3 protein-coding genes are annotated in these 2521 nt (G+C 37.6%); all 3 read left to right on the plus strand.

Translation table 11 applies throughout. The features are described 5' to 3' along the window. Positions 1-157 precede the first annotated feature (157 nt). The 3 genes from prmC (at position 158) to ACOVO2_RS14730 (ending at position 2470) form a co-directional block, all read left to right on the plus strand. On the plus strand, positions 158-1066 hold the full coding sequence (prmC, locus tag ACOVO2_RS14720; RefSeq protein WP_421770711.1) for a peptide chain release factor N(5)-glutamine methyltransferase: 909 nt from the start codon (positions 158-160) through the stop codon (positions 1064-1066). Positions 1067-1142: 76 nt separating this feature from the next. Continuing rightward, complete coding sequence (locus ACOVO2_RS14725; protein ID WP_188766699.1) at positions 1143-2114, plus strand: AAA family ATPase; 972 nt, start codon at positions 1143-1145, stop codon at positions 2112-2114. Positions 2115-2164: 50 nt separating this feature from the next. Next, the gene (locus ACOVO2_RS14730) at positions 2165-2470 is read left to right on the plus strand and encodes a hypothetical protein (protein ID WP_421770712.1); all 306 of its coding nucleotides are present in this window, start codon (positions 2165-2167) and stop codon (positions 2468-2470) included. Positions 2471-2521 lie beyond the last annotated feature (51 nt).

Below are 2521 nucleotides of genomic sequence, written 5' to 3' on the forward strand. Positions count from 1 at the left end.
GGACTTACACTTCCTCGACCGATTTCGGCCAGTTGTAAGGCACGGAGCATATATTTTTCGTTGAAATCCAATGGAATTAATGATTGAATTAGTGAATGAGTGAATGAATGAATATTTTTGTGAACGAACAAGATGTTCGTCCCACAAATACAAATTTATGCAATCAAGCAAACAATTATACGATAATTTACTACTACAAATTACGGCCTACGAATCACAAGAAGCAAAAGAAATTGTTTTTTGGTTGATGGAATTTTATTTAGGTCTTAGAAAAATTGATATTCTCAGCGATAAAGAGATAATTGAAATTACCCCTCACCCCCTCCCCTCCCAAGGGAGAGGAGCCATTGATTGGGCAACTATTATTGAAAGATTAAACACCCACGAACCAATCCAATACATTTTGGGCGAAACCGAATTTTATGGACGAAGATTTTTAGTCAATGATTCGGTACTCATTCCAAGACCAGAAACTGAGGAACTGGTAAAATACATTGTTGATAAAAGTAAAGTCCTCCCTATCGGGGAGGGTTGGGAAGGGTTTCTTCTCGACATTGGCACAGGAAGTGGCTGTATTGCTATTTCATTGGCAAAAGAATTACCAAATTTTAAAGTTACGGCCTACGACATTTCAGAAAAAGCCCTCGAAACTGCAAAAAGGAATGCCGAACTAAATAAAGCCGATGTAACTTTTGAAAAAGTAGATATTTTAAATAATCAATTCTCAATTCTTAATTCTAAATTCTCAATTATCCTAAGTAATCCTCCCTACGTAACGAAGCAGGAGATTGACCGAATGCAAAAGAATGTTTTGGATTTTGAACCACATTTAGCACTTTTTGTTGAAGACGCAGATCCGTTGATTTTTTATGAAGCAATCGCCAATTTTGCATTCAATAACCTTACTAACAATGGTTTATTAGCAGTTGAAATCAATGAAGCTTTGGGCGAAGAAACGGCCGATGTTTTTAGAAGAAAAGGATTTTCTGAAGTTGAAATCATTAAGGATATTCATCAAAAAGATAGGTTCGTGAGTGCTGTACTTCATAAAAAAGATAGCGAATGATGGCGGTTTTTTGATGCTTTTTGCTAACTTCACGTTTTAAAGACTCCACAATTTTGAAAATTGTGCTACAAAATATATGGAAACCTCAAGAATTTTACATAAAAAAATAAGAGACGTTTTTGCTGAAACTGGAAAAGTGGTAATTGGTCAAGAAAAACTGATTAATCGCTTATTAATTGGACTATTTACGGGTGGCCACATTCTGCTCGAAGGCGTTCCAGGACTGGCTAAAACCAAGACTATCAACACCTTAGCAAAAGTTTTAGACTTAGGTTTCAATCGTATTCAATTTACACCAGATTTGCTCCCTGCCGACCTCGTGGGTACGATGATTTATAACCAAAAATCAGGCGATTTTGAGGTAAAAAAAGGGCCAATTTTTGCCAATTTGATTTTGGCCGATGAGGTAAATAGAGCTCCTGCTAAAGTACAATCGGCACTTTTGGAGTCAATGGCCGAAAAACAAGTAACTATCGGCGACGAATCTCATAAACTCGACCGTCCGTTTATGGTAATGGCTACCCAAAACCCCGTTGAGCAAGAAGGAACTTACCCCTTACCCGAAGCCCAAGTTGACCGTTTTATGATGAAAGTTTTTGTTGATTATCTCAATAAAAACGATGAGTTGGAAATGGTAAGAAAAATTGCCAATCTGAATGAAAACTACGTACCGAAACCTATCCTTGATAAAGAAGAAATTGCAGCAATCGGGCAAGAAATCAACAGGATTACCATCTCAGAAATGCTCGAACGTTATATAATTGAATTAGTTTTTGCTACTCGTCGCCCAGCCGAATATGGTCTGAAAGACGAAGCTCGATATATACAATTTGGGGTTTCGCCACGTGCGGGTATTTCGCTCTATAATGCTGCCAAAGCTCTTGCTTATTTTGATGAACGCGACTACGTTTTACCCGAAGACATCAAGGCTCTCGTACACGATGTTTTCAACCACCGAATTATACTTAACTACGAAGCCGAAGCCGACGGCCTTACCACCCACGAAGTGATTGATAATGTACTGAAACGTGTAGCGATTGGGAGGTAAATTGATGCAGTAAAAATGAGTTTTTACACAACATAAACAGTTCAAAATTTATGAAAATGCTACTCTTTTCTCTGTTTATCTGCACAGCAGCAGCGGTGCAAGCTCAAACTTTACCTCGTTCGTCAGAAAAAGGCTTTACCGATAAGTTATTGGATAAATCCAAGCCATCTATTCAGTATCCGTCGTATAAATTTAATTTCGATGAAGGATATAAAACCGTAAAGTCTTCTGACAGCCCCAATGTTATCACTTATAAAATGCCAGTGAGAGATGTTAAAGCCGACAATTCGGTTATAAAAGTCTATAAGCCAGATTCTCTTTTTAAGTCAAATATGATTGTAAAGAAGTATAAATAATATGTAAGGTCTGCACCGCAGGTCTGACCAATTTTAAAGTCAGACCTGTGG

The sequence above is a fragment of the Emticicia sp. genome, from assembly GCF_049241225.1.
Taxonomy (GTDB): Bacteria; Bacteroidota; Bacteroidia; order Cytophagales; family Spirosomataceae; genus Emticicia.

What these genes read in the sequence shown, in the direction of transcription:
- prmC (WP_421770711.1), top strand. Translation starts at nt 158, where the DNA reads ATGCAATCAAGCAAACAATTATACGATAATTTACTACTACAAATTACG.
- ACOVO2_RS14725 (WP_188766699.1), top strand. Translation starts at nt 1,143, where the DNA reads ATGGAAACCTCAAGAATTTTACATAAAAAAATAAGAGACGTTTTTGCT.
- ACOVO2_RS14730 (WP_421770712.1), top strand. Translation starts at nt 2,165, where the DNA reads ATGAAAATGCTACTCTTTTCTCTGTTTATCTGCACAGCAGCAGCGGTG.